The organism is Alteromonas macleodii (genome assembly GCF_903772925.1).
Classification (GTDB): domain Bacteria; phylum Pseudomonadota; class Gammaproteobacteria; order Enterobacterales; family Alteromonadaceae; genus Alteromonas; species Alteromonas macleodii_A.
This window is the reverse complement of sequence record NZ_LR812090.1, coordinates 1,646,507-1,664,168: the sequence shown is the minus strand read 5'-3', so window position 1 is coordinate 1,664,168 and position 17,662 is coordinate 1,646,507. Positions and strand designations below refer to the sequence as shown.

17 protein-coding genes are annotated in these 17,662 nt (G+C 45.1%); 11 read left to right on the top strand and 6 right to left on the bottom strand.

Annotated elements, in window-relative coordinates; translation table 11 throughout:
* Window positions 1-34: 34 nt before the first annotated feature.
* From PCAR9_RS07305 to PCAR9_RS07295, 3 genes are all read right to left on the bottom strand, one after another.
* Window positions 35-292, bottom strand: a complete 258-nt coding sequence (locus tag PCAR9_RS07305) for a DUF3862 domain-containing protein (RefSeq protein WP_179983027.1) — start codon at window positions 290-292, stop codon at window positions 35-37.
* A gap of 97 nt (window positions 293-389) precedes the next feature.
* Window positions 390-1,319: an allantoinase PuuE gene (puuE, locus tag PCAR9_RS07300; protein WP_179983026.1), complete on the bottom strand. Its 930-nt coding sequence runs from the start codon at window positions 1,317-1,319 to the stop codon at window positions 390-392.
* A 1-nt stretch (window position 1,320) separates the two neighbouring features.
* Window positions 1,321-1,965, bottom strand: a complete 645-nt coding sequence (locus tag PCAR9_RS07295; RefSeq protein WP_179983025.1) for a TetR/AcrR family transcriptional regulator — start codon at window positions 1,963-1,965, stop codon at window positions 1,321-1,323.
* A gap of 417 nt (window positions 1,966-2,382) precedes the next feature.
* On the opposite strand from PCAR9_RS07295, the gene xdhA reads away from it, so the two are divergent.
* The 7 genes from xdhA (at window position 2,383) to PCAR9_RS07260 (ending at window position 10,656) form a co-directional block, all read left to right on the top strand.
* On the top strand, window positions 2,383-3,828 hold the full coding sequence (gene xdhA / locus PCAR9_RS07290; RefSeq protein ID WP_179983024.1) for a xanthine dehydrogenase small subunit: 1,446 nt from the start codon (window positions 2,383-2,385) through the stop codon (window positions 3,826-3,828).
* Window positions 3,821-6,199 (top strand): xanthine dehydrogenase molybdopterin binding subunit, encoded by a 2,379-nt coding sequence (gene xdhB, locus PCAR9_RS07285; protein ID WP_179983023.1) that lies wholly within the window; start codon window positions 3,821-3,823, stop codon window positions 6,197-6,199. The genes xdhA and xdhB overlap by 8 nt, the downstream gene beginning before the upstream one ends.
* On the top strand, window positions 6,196-7,098 hold the full coding sequence (xdhC, locus tag PCAR9_RS07280; RefSeq protein ID WP_232091143.1) for a xanthine dehydrogenase accessory protein XdhC: 903 nt from the start codon (window positions 6,196-6,198) through the stop codon (window positions 7,096-7,098). The genes xdhB and xdhC overlap by 4 nt, the downstream gene beginning before the upstream one ends.
* Before the next feature lie 19 nt (window positions 7,099-7,117).
* On the top strand, window positions 7,118-7,621 hold the full coding sequence (gene uraD / locus PCAR9_RS07275) for a 2-oxo-4-hydroxy-4-carboxy-5-ureidoimidazoline decarboxylase (RefSeq protein WP_179983022.1): 504 nt from the start codon (window positions 7,118-7,120) through the stop codon (window positions 7,619-7,621).
* 82 nt (window positions 7,622-7,703) lie between these two features.
* Window positions 7,704-8,030, top strand: a complete 327-nt coding sequence (uraH, locus tag PCAR9_RS07270; protein ID WP_179983021.1) for a hydroxyisourate hydrolase — start codon at window positions 7,704-7,706, stop codon at window positions 8,028-8,030.
* Window positions 8,031-8,035: 5 nt separating this feature from the next.
* Window positions 8,036-9,331, top strand: a complete 1,296-nt coding sequence (gene guaD / locus PCAR9_RS07265) for a guanine deaminase (RefSeq protein WP_179983020.1) — start codon at window positions 8,036-8,038, stop codon at window positions 9,329-9,331.
* 44 nt (window positions 9,332-9,375) lie between these two features.
* Entirely contained in the window at window positions 9,376-10,656 is a 1,281-nt protein-coding gene (locus PCAR9_RS07260; protein ID WP_179983019.1) for a urate hydroxylase PuuD, read from the top strand.
* Between the two features lie 27 nt (window positions 10,657-10,683).
* Here PCAR9_RS07260 and PCAR9_RS07255 read toward each other — a convergent pair whose 3' ends face one another.
* On the bottom strand, window positions 10,684-12,030 hold the full coding sequence (locus PCAR9_RS07255) for a diguanylate cyclase domain-containing protein (protein WP_232091142.1): 1,347 nt from the start codon (window positions 12,028-12,030) through the stop codon (window positions 10,684-10,686).
* 242 nt (window positions 12,031-12,272) lie between these two features.
* Between PCAR9_RS07255 and PCAR9_RS07250 the strand changes: the two genes are divergently transcribed.
* Window positions 12,273-12,548 (top strand): putative quinol monooxygenase, encoded by a 276-nt coding sequence (locus tag PCAR9_RS07250; RefSeq protein WP_179983018.1) that lies wholly within the window; start codon window positions 12,273-12,275, stop codon window positions 12,546-12,548.
* A gap of 104 nt (window positions 12,549-12,652) precedes the next feature.
* Here the strand turns inward: PCAR9_RS07250 and PCAR9_RS07245 are convergent, their stop codons facing one another.
* Window positions 12,653-13,012, bottom strand: a complete 360-nt coding sequence (locus PCAR9_RS07245) for a winged helix-turn-helix transcriptional regulator (protein ID WP_025254827.1) — start codon at window positions 13,010-13,012, stop codon at window positions 12,653-12,655.
* A 285-nt stretch (window positions 13,013-13,297) separates the two neighbouring features.
* On the opposite strand from PCAR9_RS07245, the gene PCAR9_RS07240 reads away from it, so the two are divergent.
* Window positions 13,298-13,789, top strand: coding sequence for a (2Fe-2S)-binding protein (locus PCAR9_RS07240; RefSeq protein ID WP_179983017.1), 492 nt, complete (start codon window positions 13,298-13,300; stop codon window positions 13,787-13,789).
* The gene (locus PCAR9_RS07235; RefSeq protein ID WP_179983016.1) at window positions 13,786-16,083 is read left to right on the top strand and encodes a xanthine dehydrogenase family protein molybdopterin-binding subunit; all 2,298 of its coding nucleotides are present in this window, start codon (window positions 13,786-13,788) and stop codon (window positions 16,081-16,083) included. The genes PCAR9_RS07240 and PCAR9_RS07235 overlap by 4 nt, the downstream gene beginning before the upstream one ends.
* Window positions 16,084-16,224: 141 nt before the next feature.
* On the opposite strand, the gene PCAR9_RS07230 is transcribed toward PCAR9_RS07235, so the two are convergent.
* On the bottom strand, window positions 16,225-16,719 hold the full coding sequence (locus PCAR9_RS07230) for an acyloxyacyl hydrolase (protein ID WP_179983015.1): 495 nt from the start codon (window positions 16,717-16,719) through the stop codon (window positions 16,225-16,227).
* A gap of 292 nt (window positions 16,720-17,011) precedes the next feature.
* On the opposite strand from PCAR9_RS07230, the gene PCAR9_RS07225 reads away from it, so the two are divergent.
* Window positions 17,012-17,662 carry an NAD(P)H-dependent oxidoreductase gene (locus PCAR9_RS07225; protein ID WP_179983014.1) on the top strand — a complete coding sequence of 217 codons (651 nt, stop codon included), beginning with the start codon at window positions 17,012-17,014 and terminating at the stop codon, window positions 17,660-17,662.

Here is a 17,662-nt window from a genome sequence, read left to right as displayed (position 1 = left end):
CTTTTTTATTGAGCAATGTGAACAAGCTATTGGTTTACTTTAAACCGTCGTATGTGAAGGTAACTGCTTTATCACCCATAAACACGATTTTCACATGTTTACTGTCTTCAGCGCCCCATGTACACGCCATAGTGCCCATTGTTTTACCACAGTTGTCGGCTGAACCTAAAATAGATTCAACTTCGTCCTGAGACATGCCCATCTCTAACTTGTCATAGTTTTCTTTAGTTAGTTTTGAACATGCGGTCAGTGCTAGTGCACCTAAAGCAATGATGGCTAATTTTGATTTCATGGTGTTATCCTTTATCCAAATAGAAGTGAAAGCAACCTATTGGCCCCCTTATCTTCCACCTTACTTTATGTCTATTACAATGGGCGTACTGTAAACGCTATGAACGTGCCTTGTCACTACCGTCTTTAGGATGAGTGGCTACCCAGTGACGCGCAATCTGTTCTCGCGTGGCTAACCACACTTTGTCATGTGATTTCACGTACTCGATAAAACGCTTAAGCGCAGCAAGCCTTGCAGGTCGACCTATAATACGATTGTGTAGACCAATTGAAAGCATTTTAGGCGCCTCTTCCCCTTCCTCGTACAGTACGTCAAACGCGTCTTTTAGATAGGTAAAGAACTGTTCACCACTGTTAAAACCTTGCGGCGTTGCAAAGCGCATATCGTTCGTGTCTAACGTGTAAGGCACCATAAGTAGCGGCTTGCTGTAATGGCAGTCGTAATATGGCAAATCGTCAGCGTAAGAATCGGCACAATATAAAATATCGTCACGCTCTGCTATTAGTTTAAGCGTATTGGGACTCGTTCTTCCCGTGTACCATCCTACGGGCTTCTTACCCGTTAACTGCTCGTGAAGAATAATCGCCTCGTCGATTTGTTTGCGCTCATCATCTTCACTCATATCTTGATAGTGCACCCAGCGCATGGCGTGGCTGGCTATTTCCCAGCCTGAATCCATCATGGCTTTAACAGCGTCAGGATGCCGCTGCATGGCCATGGTAACGCCAAATACAGTCACGGGGATGTCGTACTTATTGAGTAAGCGATGTAAACGCCAAAAGCCTGCGCGACTACCATATTCGTAAATTGACTCCATACTCAGGTGGCGATCTTTGTAAGCCTGCGCGCCGATAATCTCTGATAAAAATATTTCGGATGCTTCATCACCATGAAGTACACAGTTCTCGCCACCCTCTTCGTAGTTCAAGACGAACTGAATGGCAATTTTAGCATTATTCGGCCAGTTCGCATGGGGGACATGTTCACCGTAGCCAATAAGATCACGAGGATAAACAGATTCTGTCATACTACACCTCGAAACTTTCGGGTACCGCAAGACCGCAGCCGCCTAGCACAAGCTTAACCACTTGTTTTGTGGCGTCTTCAAAATCTGCTTTTGTCATTTTCTTTCCCCGTAGTCGGGTTATTTGCGCTGAAAAATCTGCATAGTGTTGGGTGCTGGCCCAAATGGTATAAAGCAAGTATTCGCCTTCAACGGGGGGCAGCTTACCCGCATTTATCCACGCTTCGATAACCGCGAGACGACCTTTCATCCATAGTGCGTGCTCTTCATCGAAGTATCCGCTTAAATTCTGCGCCCCGTTAATAATTTCCATGGCAAAAATCTTTGAAGCCATCGGATGAGTGCGTGACACTTCCATTTTTTCTGCTATGTAATTGGCAAGCACTTCGGCGGGGTCATCTTCTACCGTTGCTTTATCAAAACGCGAATTCCATAATGAAAGCGTCTCTTCTAATACTGCTACGTAAAGTTCTTGTTTCGTTTTGAAATAATACAAAACGTTGGTTTTTGGAAGCCCTGCTTCATCAGCAATCTTCTGTACCGCCGTACCTTTAAAACCAAACTGCGCAAAACACTTTTCTGCGGCTTGGAGTATTTTTCTTCTATTCATAGCGCCAACACCTGCGTCAGCACTTTTTACCTTCATCATTATTATCTAAATTCCTTTGCAATCTACTTTGCAAGCGGACAGGCAGGATAAATGCTGCATGCCTTTTCGATAGGTTAGCATTTATTGCCAAGATGTTGCTATGCTCTTAAAGTTCAGAGTTACCCACCATCTGCGCCCCTCACTAATGAAATGAGCCATTCAGAAAGTATTTATTGTGCATTTAACTTAAAACCTAGCACGAATCTTGCCTTATTCTTTTTACAAAATGATGCATTGCTTGTTAAAGAAAACTTGGAAAGGCGTTACATAACTTTCCAATAAATCTGCACAAAATCATGGCCTTTTATAACGCGGCCATTTTTTATAAGCAATAAATTGACCAAATGGTCTACTTTTCTTCAAAAAATACAGCTATATTAATGAATACAAGAATGAATATAACAAGAAGGTGTGAGTATGATTCGCTTTCTAATAAATAACGATGTTGTTGAGTTAAATGAAGCGCGAGCCGACCTCACCCTTCTACAGTTTATCCGGGAACATCGTAAGAAAACAGGCACTAAAGAAGGCTGTGCGGCAGGCGACTGTGGCGCTTGCACGGTTGTACTCGTAGAACCCGCATCATCTGATAGCGCTACAAAACTTAGCTACCGAACCGTGAATAGTTGTATCACGCTGATGAGCGCAGTTCACGGTAAGCAGCTATTATTCGTAGAACATTTAAGCGATGGTAAACACTTACATCCCGTGCAGCAGGCGCTAGTCGACCACCATGGTTCACAATGCGGTTTTTGTACACCAGGGTTTATCATGTCGATGTTCGCTTTATACCATAGCAATTCAAAGCCTAATCGCGACCATGTGTTAAATGCTTTATCTGGCAACCTGTGCCGCTGTACTGGATACCGCCCTATAATCGATGCCACGCTTGCGGTATGCGAGCAAGCACCTGATGATAAGTTTTCCAAGCGCCAAGATCAGACTCTTGCGACATTGCTTTCTTTGTCAGGTGAGAAGCCTTCTGGTACCGGCAATATACATACGCCAACCTCGCGAGAAGAATTAAAAGCGCTTATTAAGGCGAACCCTAACGCACAGTTAGTAGCAGGCAGCACTGATCTAAGTTTGCAGTTCACCCAACAGTTAAAGAACGTAGAAACGCTAATCAGCGTTACGCATATCGATGCACTAAAACAATGCACCAAAAACGAGCATTCTCTTATTATTGGTGCAGCTGTACCGCTCAATGATGCAGCACCGCTTTTACTAAACGCATTTCCACAAGTCGCTGAACTGGTAACGCGCTTTGCGTCTTTGCCTATTCGCAACCAGGCCACAATTGGTGGGAATGTCGCCAACGCATCACCTATTGGTGATATGCCTCCTTTACTACTTGCGCTTAACGCCATGCTGCATTTGGATAATGGAGAGCATGTTCGCACTATCCCAATTAGCACTTTCTTTACGGGTTATCGCGAAACGACACTCGCTAATGATGAATGGATAAGCGCAATAGAAATACCGCTTAAACAGCCTAATCAAGCACTGGCCGCATATAAAATATCAAAACGTTTTGAAGATGACATATCGGCGGTATGTGCAGTGTTTAACGTTACCTTAGAAAATGGCAAGGTCGAGGCAATTACTAGTGGCTTTGGCGGTGTGGCTGCTGTGCCGTCAACCTGCGAAGCATTGGAAAATGCTCTGAAAGGTAAACAGTTCGCGAGCAAAGAATGCTTAACCCTAGGCAAGCAAATCTTATTTGATGCGTTTGCGCCTATTGATGACGTACGCGCAACAGCACAATATCGCAAAACCGTGTTAGCTAACTTGTGGCACCGCTTCTGGTTAGAAAACCAAACAGTTAACCATATTGAAACTCGGGTGGTGCAGCATGCGTAAATTAATTGATGCCCCAAATCCTTTAGAAACAAACGGCGAACAAGGTGTTGTTCACGTTTCTAAAAAGCACGAAAGTGCGACACGTCAGGTACAAGGTAGCGCCAACTACGTTGATGACGTTGTTGAACCTCAAGGTACGCTTTATGGGGCAGTCGGTGTAAGCCAGTGCGCCAAAGGTACTATCAGCTCTGTAGATCTTGACGCCGTGCGCCAAAGCGAAGGCGTTGTTGATGTCATCACCATTGATGACGTACCTGGCCATAAAGATATTGGCCCTGTGTTTGAAGGCGACCCACTACTTGCGAACGGCGAAATCAAGTTCTACGGTCAACCGGTGTTTGCGGTACTTGCCACTTCAGTAAATCTTGCCCGACAAGCTGCGCTAAAGGGCAAAATAGAAGTAGACGCAGTTACACCTGTACTTGATGCTGAAGCCGCCCACCAGCAGCAAACATTCGTTCGTCCATTACATAGATTTGGCCAACATGTTGCCCGCGTCGACAGCACTATTGAAAAAGCTAAGTACCAGGCACATGGTTCGCTAAGCATTGGCGGTCAGGAGCACATGTACCTAGAAGGCCAAGTGAGCCTTGCGATCCCCGATGAAGAAGATCGCATGAAAATCTACACCTCTAGTCAGCATCCAAGTGAAGTGCAAAAGCTAGTTGCAGAAGTGCTAGATGTTAAATTGCACCGCGTAATGGTAGACATGAGGCGTATGGGCGGCGGTTTTGGTGGTAAAGAAACCCAAGCCGCACAATGGGCCTGTATCGCTGCCCTGCTCGCTTCACGCAATCAGTGCGCCGTTAAGCTTCGTTTGCCGCGCTTCACCGATATGCACGTTACGGGTAAACGCCACCCGTTTGAAAATGAATTTGATGTGGCATTTGACGAAACAGGTAAAATTGAAGCGACTCGCATGACCATTAATGGCATTTGTGGGCACTCTCCTGACTTGTCAGATGCTATTGTAGATAGGGCCATGTTCCACGCCGATAACGGCTACTTCCTAGGCGATAGCGATATTGTTGGTCACAGACTGCAAACAAATATGGTATCGCACACCGCTTACCGTGGATTTGGCGGCCCGCAAGGCATGATTATGGCCGAAGCCATGATTGACAAAATTGCACGGGCTATCGGCAGCGACCCGCTATCGGTGAGGAAGCGTAATTTATACGGCCCGACAACCGGTAGTTTTACTCCATATGGCATGAAGGTAGAGCACAACCTTTTACCTGATATGATTGCCGAGTTAGAAGAAAGTGCGCAGTATTGGCAGCGCCGGGACGCTATTGCAGCGTTTAACCGCGAAAGCCCGGTTATCAAGAAGGGGCTGGCGCTAACGCCGGTTAAATTTGGTATTTCATTTACCGCAAAGCACTTAAATCAAGCTGGCGCTTTAGTACACATTTATACCGATGGCAGTATTCAGGTAAACCACGGTGGCACAGAAATGGGCCAGGGCCTACACACTAAAATAGGCCAGATCGCAGCCAATGAGTTTGGGCTAGAGTTGGATATGATTGAAGTCACCGCTACGCGTACGGATAAAGTGCCAAACACTTCGCCGACAGCGGCATCAAGTGGTACTGACTTGAACGGAAAAGCCGTACAAAACGCGTGTATTACTTTAAAAACCCGTTTGGCTGAATGCTACGCTAAAAGTTTAGGTCTAGAGGGCCGCGCTGGTGATGTGAAGTTTATCAATCAACATGTTGTACTCGACGAAAACAGCATTGCTTTTACAGAGCTGGTTCAACAAGCCTATTTTGATCGTGTGTCGCTGTCTTCAAGCGGTTTTTATAAAACGCCTAAATTACAGTACAACCGTGATACAGGTGAAGGCCGCCCGTTTTTCTACTTTGCTTACGGCGTTTCAATGAGCGAAGTCTCGGTAGATACGCTGACTGGCGAATACACGGTAGATAAAGTTAACGTTATTCATGATGTGGGCAATAGCCTTAACCCTGCAATTGATATTGGCCAAATTGAAGGCGCCTTTATACAAGGTATGGGCTGGCTTACCACAGAAGACCTAAAATGGAATGAAGCAGGCAAGCTGATAAGTGAAAACATGGCGACCTATAAAATTCCTGCCATTGGCGACACGCCCAAGGAATTTAACGTGAAGCTTTTTGGTAGAGAAAACGCTGAAGACAGCATTTACCACTCAAAAGCTGTAGGTGAGCCACCGTTTATGCTAGCAATTTCAGTATGGTGTGCTTTAAAAGACGCAATATCTAGCCTATCTGGCTACACTGCCGACCCGCAGCTAGATACGCCAGCCACGCCTGAACGCGTGTTAAACGCTGTCGCTGCAATCCAACAAGCAGCTCAGCAAGCCGATAACCGAGGTGCTGCTGTATGACTCGCGTAGCAGGGCAATCATTACGCGCAGCCCCATCATTTCGTGCGACGCATTGGCACGAGGCAATAGCCGAGTGCCAGGAGCGTAATGAGGGCTATGTTTTAGTTACCGTTGTAGGTACAGCGGGCTCCACTCCCCGCGAGCCGGGCAGTAAAATGGTGGTCACCGCTTCACATAGTATCGATACTATTGGAGGCGGACACCTTGAATTTGATGCTATTGCCCGCGCCCGAGCATATCTCGCTAAAGGCGAAGTATGTACTGAGCTACACAGCTACCCATTAAGCAGTTCTTTAGGGCAATGCTGCGGCGGTGCAGTAAAGGTATTGTTTGATGTGTGTAATGTTCATCAGCAGCACATTGCCATCTTTGGCGCAGGCCATGTAGCAAAAGCGCTGGTGCCAATTTTGGCTCAAATGCCAGTGCGAATTTCGTGGATAGACAATCGAGAAGATTTGTTCCCATCATCGCTACCTGCCAATGTACAAAAGGTGGTGGAAGAAGCGCCTGAGAGTGAGGTAAGACACCTCGATGAGAACAGCTGGTTGATAATACTCACTCACGACCACCAATTGGACTACCGTATTACCGAGCAAGCATTAAAGCAGCCTTCCCTGCCTTTTGTTGGATTAATAGGTTCAGACACTAAAGCAAAGCGTTTTATTACTAAACTTACCCAGCGCGGGTTTGACGACAATGCGCTAGCAAGGCTGTTCACGCCTATTGGCAATCGAGATATTCCTGGAAAGCGCCCTATTGAAGTTGCTGTTTCTATATCAGCGCAAATCATTGAACGTCTTCATGCAAACCACGCAGCAGTGGCTTCAGATAAGAGCACTGAAACAAATGCTGACGCATATACGGGTGAACACACAAAGCCCCCTGCTAAAGTCGTGTAAATAGAAAAGGATACCAGCAGTGACACTTACTGAATTAAATACACTAAGCGCTGACGAAGCATTTTCTTGGTTTGAGCAATGCTGCGCGGCAAAAGCATGGATCTACCAAATGGTAGAAGCCCGCCCTTACAGCGATCAAGACGCCCTGGTTAATCAAGCAAAAGATGCTTGGGCAAAATGTAGCGATGATGACTACCTAGAAGCCTTTACCGCGCACCCAATGATTGGTGACGTAGACTCATTGCGTAAAAAGTTTGCCAACACTAAAGCTATTGCTGCCGGAGAACAATCAGGTACTGCTAGTGCGTCTGAGGCCGTCTTGCATCAACTAAAAGAAGCTAATCACGCCTATTTAGACAAGCATGGGTTTATTTTTATTATTTGCGCTACCGGGCTTTCTGCGCAAACCATGCTAACAGCACTGCAAGAAAGACTGCCGAATACCACGCAGCAAGAAATATCTAATGCTGGTGCACAGCAAATAAAGATAACCCTGTTACGTATTAATAAAGCGCTTAATTAGTGCGAAGCCTTAATCGACAGCCTCGGCGCTTATGCCATAGGCAACGGTAATACGAATTTAAAAAAATTTTTAGGACTATAGTATGAATACGCTTTCAAGCCACGTACTCGACACCACATTGGGTAAGCCAGCGCAAGGCATTGCACTTACTCTTACATTACCTGACGGCAGCACCCTCTCTGGTGAAACCGACAGTGACGGCCGCTTTAAAAATTGGGGCGTTGATGATGGTTTTGCTGCAGGGGCTTATAACTTGCGCTTTCACTGCAAGGAGTACTTAACACAAACTCATGGCAGCAGTTTCTATCCACACATTGATATTACGTTTGAACTTGTTGAGAATGGTGGTCACTATCACGTACCACTTCTTATTTCTCCATTCGGTTTCAGCAGCTACAGGGGCAGCTAATAAACATGCAGCTTTTTCGTGCAAGCATTGCGCACTTTCCTAAACAAACCACACAATTTGATAATGACATTGCCATTTTTAAAGATGGTGGCTTGCTAGTAGATAACAAAGAAATAAAAGACATTGGCCCGTTTAGCGACATTGCTGAACGTTACCCTGCGGCCACTGTCACAGATTTTTCGGGTAAGTGGATTTTACCGGGCTTAATAGACAGCCACCTGCATTACCCGCAAACCCAAAGTATTGCCCACTACGGTGAGCAGCTATTGAGCTGGCTTGAAAACTACACGTTTCCCACTGAAATGCAGTTTGCCGATAGCGAACACGCCGACACCATCGCAAAAGTATTTTTAAACCAGCTACTAAAGAACGGTACCACCACAGGTTTTGTATTTACTACCGTTCATAAAAGCAGTAGCCAAGCACTATTTAGCGCCGCCAGTGAAATTGATATGGCGATAGTGGCAGGTAAAGTGTGTATGGACAGAAACTGTCCAAGTGCGCTGAACGATTGCCCCGACACAGCACAAGCTGATAGTGCAGAGTTAATTGAAACTTGGCACAACAAGGGGCGTAACCGCTATGCGTTAACGCCTCGTTTTGCCCCTACTAGCACAGAAGCCCAGCTTGCCGCACTAGGCGAACTTGCCCAGCAGTATCCCGACGTATTCATCCAAACCCACTTGTCTGAAAATTTAGACGAGATTGCATGGGTAAAAAGCTTATTCCCTAACGCTGACGGCTATCTGGATGTTTACGACAGCTACAATTTGGTGCGCGAGCGTGCAGTGTTTGGCCACGGTATTCACCTTACGCCTAACGAATGGGCGCGCCTTGGCGACAGCGGCGCTACGGTTGCGTTTTGCCCTACATCTAACTTGTTTTTAGGCAGCGGGCTTTTTGATATGACCGCAGCGCGTGCTAATAAAGTACATGTTGCCATGGCTACCGATGTGGGCGCAGGTACCACATTCAACATGTTTAAGACCTATGGCGATGCATACAAGGTCAGTCAGTTGCGCAACGAGCCCATTAGCCCGCTGGAAGGGTTTTATCTTATGACCCAAGGCGCAGCAGTGGCCCATGCGCTTGATCATGAAATTGGTAACTTAAACCCAGGTTCTACTGCTGATTTTATTGTTGTAGAACCAAGGTTCGATGATTTAACACGATTGCGTATAAAAGAAGATGCACAGTTCGATGATGTATTTTTCGCGCTTAGTATTTTAGGTGATGACCGCGCTATCGAGCAGACGTGGATAAGCGGTACCTGCCGCTACACCAAAGAAGATAAAGAGTAACAAGCTACTATAGGGCCAGCCGGCCCTACATAAGGAGAATAATAATGCCGTGGCTAGATTGGATAAGTTTATTTGTACGTTGGTTTCACGTTGTGGCCGGTGTAGCTTGGATTGGTGCGTCGTTCTACTTCATATGGCTAGACAACAACTTGCGAACGCCACCTAAGTGGAAACAAGACAAAGGGATTAAAGGGGATTTATGGGCCATTCATGGCGGTGGCTTCTACGAGGTAGCAAAATACGCCTATGGACCAGAGAAAATGCCCGAAACATTACACTGGTTCAAATGGGAAGCCTATACGACTTGGTTATCAGGCTTTGCCCTTTTGATTATCGTTTATTACTTCGGTGCCAGCGCTTACCTTATTGATCCATCTGTCAACGCCATGTCGCCAGCTACGGCAATATCACTAGGACTTGGATTAATCTTTGGTGGGCTTGCCATATACGAATTCGCATGTCGTAGTCCATTGGCCAAATACCCTCTTGCTTTTGGTATTGGGTTAGTTGCTCTAGTGTGTGTTGTTAGCTATCTGTCTACCCAATGGTTTAGCGGTCGAGGCGCCTATATTCATGTAGGAGCCCTTATTGGCACCATCATGGCAGGTAACGTATTTTTCAATATTATGCCTAACCAGCGCAAAATGGTAGCTGCGGTAGCTGACAAAAAAGATATAGACCCTGCGTGGGGCGCAAGTGCCAAACTTCGCTCGGTACACAATAATTACTTCACGCTACCCCTGCTGTTTATTATGATTTCAAATCACTACCCAATGACCTATCAGCATCCTCAAAATTGGCTGGTACTCATTGCCATAATGGCCGCTGCAGCGTGGATACGCCATTTCTTTAACCTGCGTCATGTGGGTACCACTAAACCAAGTATATTAGTCTCTGGCGCTGTCGCCATGCTCGCTATAGCACTGTGGGTATCTTGGCCACAGGCATCTTCAATTCAACCGTTGAGTCATAATGACGCGCTACCTTCTTCAGCCATGAGCGCAAACACAGCGGCTCAACCTGATTTAAGCGCGCCTACAAGCGAAATAGAAAACGAAACATCGACAGTGGTTAGTAACGAAACCGTCGCGAGTCTAATTACCACTCACTGTGTAAGCTGCCACTCGCGCACACCAACTGATGAGATTTTCAAAGTGGCGCCTTTAGGCGTGGTCTTAGATTCATGGGAAGATGTTGAAAGGTTCGCGCCACAAGTGGTTCGAAGAACCACAGTGACCAAAGACATGCCGTTTTTGAACAAAACAAAGATGACCGAAGAAGAAAGGCAAATCATAGCGCGCTGGTTTGCACAGCGACAGCAGTAAAATACGTTGAGCGATGTAGCTGCTTGGCTACATCGCTTTATCCCACTTGCTATTTGGCGCTGCTAAAACTTGCCCACGTTGCTTTTTTTCGTACATTACCTCATCAGCTCGGTCTAACCATTCCTGAACAGATTCAATACCTTCGTTCCACTGCACCCAGCCTGCGCTAAAGTTGATAGCGACGGCATTGTTACCCTCAGTATGTAGTTCAAATTTACTGTCTTGAATTCTGTCGAAAAACGCCGCTGTTTCAGATTCGTCCGTGCCATAAAGCAAAATTACAAACTCATCACCGCCGATACGACCAAACCTGTCGCTCTCGCGCAAAAGTGCTCCCATTCTTTGTGAAAATTCGACTAACGCTTTGTCACCAATTTTGTGACCGTATTTATCATTGATTTCTTTAAATTTATTGAGGTCAACATAAACAAGAGTAGACGCTTTTTGACCTCGTCCCATTCGAGCAATCTCATCGCTTAACTGACTGAAAATCTCTCTTCTATTGGCAAGCCCTGTAAGTGCATCGGTTTTAGAAAGGTGCTCTAATTTAGTAACAGCACTCATCAAAGCCTGCTGCTGCGACTTCTCTCTCGTTACATCGTCTGCGGTACCTAGAATAAGCGAATGCATCTCGCTGTCGTCATAGATCAGACTGCCTCGGTCGTGCAGGTACTTTACCTCGCCTTTTGAATCATAAATACGATATTGAATATCCCAATTTTGCAAAGGCCGCTGACTGAACACTTTTAAAACCCGCGCTCTATCATCTTCGTGAACATGGTCAATAAATCCAATGGGGTTACAGTAAAGCTCAAATTCATTGCGCCCGAAAATCTTTTCATACCCATCATTGACATATTGCAGCTTTTTTAAATCAGGCGTCGCTACCCATATAAAGGTTCTGTTCGAAAACGCACTAACAATTTTACTGAACAGTGCGTCAACTCGAAAAAGCTCAGATTGAATACGCTTTTTTTCATCAATGTCCTCGACCACAGAAATAAAGTAGTCTGGGTTACCCCGCTGGTCTCTGACCATGGAAACGGTTAGCTGAGCCCATACCTGTTCTCCGTCGCGCCTTAAATATCGCTTTTCCAGCGTGTAGTTATCAACCTCGCCTTTTAATAGGCTTTCTAAATACCCCAGATCTCGGTCTAAATAATCTGGAGAGGTTAATTCTTGAAAAGTAAGTTTAGTAAGTTCCTCATTTGAATAACCTAAGAAATCACACAGTGGTTTGTTCACACGGATGAAGCTTCCATCCACACTGACATGGGCAAGTCCTACTGGACAAGAGTAAAAGGTTTCTTCAAACATAGGGCATCGCCCCGCTAGGTAATTGCATTCCGTCGCCTCAATAAAAATAGTGCTCACGTTAAGCACCTAGCTATCTTATACTTTAGTATAAACAAGTATAGATTAGTTTTTTTTCTTAGCTAACGCGAATAACTAAGAAAATGGCTTAGATATCACTAATGCTCGCGCTTGCAAACACATAAAAAGTATTAAGGTAAGTTGCCAGTCTCTCACCTTAAAAAAGTGGCAAATCATCTTTAAACACTACACAAAATTTATAGCGTGCATATGTTTAGAGTTTTTTACTAAGGACAAATTTAATGATCGAGTTCTCAGTTATTATTTTTTCTAAGCCTAATCAAAGTGAAGCCCTGTTAAATGTTTTAATACCTTTGGTTAGCGCGAGCCGCGAAGAAAAAGGGGCTGTAATGTATGACCTACATTCAAGTGAGGAGGGGGTGTTTGTTATTACGGAAAAATGGCAATCGCAAGCAGAACTTGATGCCCATGAAGCTACTAAGCACTTTACCAATTTTCAAGAAAAAGCGAGTGACCTTGTTGAAAAGGTTCTTAGATTACCGATAGTGCCAGTCTAATTTTAAGATGTTTGAGAACTTAAGCGTTGTTCTAGCGCGCTATTTAAAGGCAGTGAACAGATGCGTTCATTGCCTTAATCAATCTTCATGTTTATCAGCATTCGTTAATCGTTCGTATGGCTTTCAGACCAGACTCGCAGTTGTTCGAGGATATCTAGGGCAGAACGGCCAAAATCCGTCAGGCTATAAGCAACGGCTATAGGGCGAGAGTCGATAACATTGCGTATAACCATACCGTTGTTTTCAAGCTCTTTTAAGCGCTGGTCTACCATCTTGCGGCTTGCGCCACCTAGCATTCTACATAAGTCGTTAAACCTAACAGGCTCGTCTTTTAAATGATAAATAATAGAGCCTGTCCATTTACCACCTATCAAACGCATGCCGCGTTCAATGGCGCACGGCTCTGTACACGTATTTAAAACGGTTTTTCTACCCTTAGCGTCTGTTTTTATTTCAGTTTTCATTAACGTCCTTTAAAAAAGCACCTAGTAACTAAAAGTAAACTAATTGCTTAGTTGAACAAGGTAACTAAACTATACCACATAAACCATTTTGGCTGACAGTCGTATATCTCTTGTCAATTAGTCTACTTTATAAATAAAAGGTTCACAAAGTACTCACGCCCAAAGCATAAGACTAATACCGATATACAATATTGTTGGGCAAAAAATACAGGCAAAACAGACCGTTCAAACCAAGGCTTACTTTGGCGAGAGCATTTAGACTCTAACTTCACGGTGATGATTACCATGATTGAATTTACATTAAATGGAAAAACAGTGCAGACGGATGCTGCCTCAGATACGCCCCTTGTTTGGGTGATTCGCGATGAATTTGGATTAAAAGGTACTAAATTCGGATGTGGTGTGGCCATGTGCGGCGTATGCACCGTTCATATCGATGGCAATGCTATTCGTTCATGCTCTTACCCTGTCTCTCTCGTTAATGGAAAGAAGGTCAATACAATCGAAAGTTTAAACGGTGAGCATCCTTTGCAAGCGGCTTGGGTTGAGGAACAAGTACCACAGTGTGGCTACTGCCAGTCTGGTCAAATTATGCAGGCAGCGACACTACTGGATAGCAACCCTAATCCTAGTGACCAAGACATCGTTAATCACATGAATGGTAATTATTGTCGTTGTATGGCTTACACAAGAATAAAAAAAGCGATCAAGCGCGCCGCAACTTCTACGGTGCAGCATTACGACCCTAAGGCTTCATCAGAAGGTGAAAACGCATGAGCATTAAAGACCTATCTAGAGAGAAAAAAGACACAATAAACTTGTCTCGTCGCTCATTTATGGCGGGCTCACTTAAGACATCACTTTTCATGGCGTTTGGTGCCTCGGCAATACCATCCGTGTTATCAGCTAAAGAAGCCATAGAAAACAAAACATTTTCACCTAACGTCTGGTTTGAGATGGACACCCAGGGTCACGTGACGGTAAATATCGCTAAAGCTGAAATGGGACAGCATGTTGGCACTGCTTTAGCGCGTATCTTAGCAGACGAACTAGAGTGCGAATGGGACAAAGTTTCCATTGTGCACGTTGATACCGACCCTAAGTGGGGTTACATGGTGACAGGCGGTTCATGGTCTGTTTTCCAAACTTACAAACCTATGTCGCAAGCAGGGGCTGCTGGCCGCCAAGTACTACTTAGTGCCGGTGCTAAATTATTAGGCGTACCAGTATCAGATTGTGAAGCTAACGCGGGCTTCGTAGTATCGGGCAGTAAGAAAATCAGCTACGGCGATATTGTTGCGAACGGCAATATAGATAAGGTTTATTCGGCAGACGAATTAGAAAGCTTACCGATTAAGCCGGGAAATAAGAAACACCTTATCGGCTTGGGTAACCAATATAAAGCACTCGATATACCACCAAAAACAGATGGTACAGCAGTTTACGGCATTGATGTTGAAGTAGACAACATGCTGTACGCTCGCCCCATACTTCCGCCTACTCGTTATGGCAGTAAAGTCACTAAGGTGGATGACAGCCAAGCGAAATCGTTGCCTGGTTACAAAGGGTACAAAATTCTCAACGACCCATCAGGTACCGTTGAAGGATGGGTTGCGGTACTCGCTTCTGACTATCCGACGGCAATCAAAGCTATCGATAAAGTGAAGGTCAGCTATAACGCGGGTAAAACAGGAAATGTGAGCGAAGCTGACATTCAAAAAGAGGGAGAACGAATCTGCCGTGACAGAAGTGAAGGTACGCTGTTTGTCGATGAGGGGAATATCGAGAATGCTGGAAAGCAGGCAGCTGAATCAATCGAGGCCATGTATACCACAGCAACAGCGAGTCACTTTCAACTTGAGCCGCTAAACGCAATCGCTGAATTTAAAGAAGGCAAATGGCATGTCCACACGGGTAACCAGTGGCAAGGGCTTACACTGCCAGCAGTAGCAAAAGCCGCAGGCGTACCCGACTCTGATGTAGTCATACACCAATACTACCTTGGCGGAGGCTTCGGACGACGCCTTTTTGGTGATTGGATAATTCCTGCTCTACTTACCGCGAAAGCCGCTGGGCAACCTGTAAAGATGCTTTTCATGCGCCCAGACGATACCATGTTTGACCAACCTCGTTCGGCATCGACCTCGTTATTTAACGCCTATTTCGACGACGCTGGGAATTTCACAGGGATGGAGCACGCACTTGCTGCCGGCTGGCCAACATTGGCAATGGCTCCAGGGTTTATGCCCGACGGTGTTGATGGTAAAGGCAAATTCGATCCGTTTTCCGCCTCGGGTGCAGATCATTGGTATACCATGCAACATCACCGCGCCCGAGTGATAAACAACAAAGTCGCGCAAGAAACCTTTACTCCGGGATGGCTTCGCTCTGTAGGTCAAGGGTGGATAGTGTGGGGGCTTGAAAGCTTTATTGACGAAGTAGCACACAAAGCGAACCAAACCCCCCTAGACTTTAGACTGTCTATGCTAGACGGCAAAGGCAAACAGGCGGGTAAAGCGCCGGAAAGTGTTGGCGGAGCAACGCGCCTAGCTCACGCTTTGAAAAAGCTTAAAGACAAGACGGCTAATGTTGCACTTGGTGAGAACGATGGTATTGGGTTTAGTGTAACTGCAGGACAAGAACGCACCATGCCTGCATGGCTTGCTACTGCAGCGCATGTTCATGTAGATAAAAGTAGCGGTAAGATCACGCTTGAAAAATTATGGGTAGTAGCTGACGCGGGTATTGTTGTTCATCCAGATGGCGCTATGGCACAAATGGAAGGGTCTTTGCTATGGGGAACTAGCCTTGCGTTATTCGAACACAATGAGATAAAAGACGGCTACGTGGCAAAGAAAAACTTAACCACTTACCAGCCACTTAGAATGAATGATGTCCCTGATATGGACATTGAGTTCATTGAAAGTAATGAATTTCCAGTGGGACTTGGCGAGCCAGGAGTTATTGGCGTAGCACCAGCTGTAGGTAATGCGGTTTATAATGCGGTAGGTGTAAGGTTGCGACACCTCCCCATGTTATCAAGCGACGTCAAAAAAGCGCTTAAGGCTTAGCTAGCTATTTAGTATTAAAGTTAGAGCGCTGACACTAAACATGGAATAGTTGAGCAAAGTAAAAAACAACCCGCACTTTTGCGGGTTGTTTTATATTAAAAGGAAGCGCTTATTTAACCTGTGGGGGGCACTAGCTTGTTGCTAAAAAAGATAGTGAGCACTTAATACGAACGACTCTGAACCCGGGTTAGTGTCCCCTAGCCCACCGTTAGAAATATGACCAACTTCAGCCTCTAGCGAAAAGGTTTCAGAAACGTTGTATAAACCAGAAAGCGATGAGTAAAACTCAATGGTGTCGCCTAGATTTTCAGACTCATCGACAATACCGGCATGAAAAGCAACACGCAGGGAAAAGTCATTGTATTTGTAGACGTCTTTTGCCAATCCCGCAGCGAAATAGTGTTGACCTTGATCTGCGTTTACCAAGAGAACTGTTGGTCGAACTCCGTAAAATGATTCAAGCGGTTTGTGAACATAGGCCACATGCAATGCGTAACGGTCTGCGTCATCAAACAGATTCCAAACCGCAGCCCCAGCTTTGAGTTCGGTACCTTGAGGTAGAGCATAAGTGGAAAGGGATGCAAAAGGTGAAAGTAAAGATAATGCAAGTGCGAGTGTTTTTACTGGTGTTTTCATGTTTATACTGCTTTAAGCAAAATTAAAATTAGCGTTCCGTCTAAGTTTTTTTCGAAGTTTTCTTCGAATGTATTTCCATTTGTGAGTTCATAATGGTAATTAGGTTACTTTTTTCAACCTACTAATTATTAGTAACCTTATAACTTTGCGGAAACAGACATTACGAATTGCTCTAAACATAAAGTTTGAATAAAGGAGTAAGACGGGTGACTGCTGACCTTTGGTGTGTGCTTAACAGCAATAAGACCCAAACAGCGTCAGAAATATTGGCTGTAAAACTGAGTAGAGATGTATGACAGACGAAAACTCCATTAAACATGCTATTGAAAGCACCAAGAGCAGTAAAAAGGTACTGGTTTTGTTTGCCCACCCCGCACAAACGCACTCTGAAGTAAACGTGCCGCTCTTCCATGAAGCCCAGCTAAATAAACACGTTACCGCAGTAGATTTATACGCAGAGTACCCCGATTTCAATATTGATATTGAACGGGAACAGCAGCGTTTGATCGATCACGATGTCGTTGTGTTTTTGTTCCCTCTTTACTGGTATTCGACCCCTTCAATTTTAAAAGAATGGCAAGACTTGGTGTTGGAATATGGGTTCGCCTACGGTCATGAAGGCACTGCACTTAAGGATAAATTGTTTCTTTGTGCGTTGAGTGCAGGCGGTAAAGAAGAAGCCTACCAAACTGACGGTTTCAATCATTACACCATTAGACAACTACTTCAGCCATTAGAGCAAATGGCGCAAATCACGCATATGACCTACATCGCTCCGTTTGCAATATTCGGTTCCCGTACCGCCCAAGAAGAGCATCGGGTAGCCGAACATAGGGGTAAGTGGACAACTCTGCTTAACAAATTGACCTCCAATACTCTCGATTTAGAAAAAGCAAAGTATATCGAGAATCTCGCAGACCTTTGTACATCTCAAGGAGATTAA